We start from the raw sequence: 215 nt of genomic DNA, 5'->3' as shown, positions 1-215 counted from the left end.
CCCACCACCACAGGCCCTGGTCGGCGTAGACGCAGCCGACGCGGGGGAGGCGGGTCATGATCCGGTGCGAGAAGTCCTCCGGGATGCCGACCGCGTCGCAGCCCAGCTGGGTGCGCTTGCCCGGCGGCAGCTCCAGGCGCCGGGGCGGCGGGGGGACGCTCTGCCGGGTCCGGGAGAGCCGTGTCAGCGTGTCCATGCTCAGCCGTCGCGATGGC

Annotated in this window: 1 pseudogene; it reads right to left on the bottom strand. The window is 74.9% G+C overall.

Going from position 1 to position 215, the window contains the following annotated elements:
- A pseudogene (locus J0695_RS43105) lies at positions 1–196 on the bottom strand (hypothetical protein); the annotation flags it as partial.
- Positions 197–215: the final 19 nt, after the last annotated feature.

It is taken from the genome of Streptomyces beijiangensis, assembly GCF_017315755.1.
GTDB classification, from domain to species: domain Bacteria; phylum Actinomycetota; class Actinomycetes; order Streptomycetales; family Streptomycetaceae; genus Streptomyces; species Streptomyces beijiangensis.
This window is presented reverse-complemented; position numbering and strand designations above follow the sequence as displayed.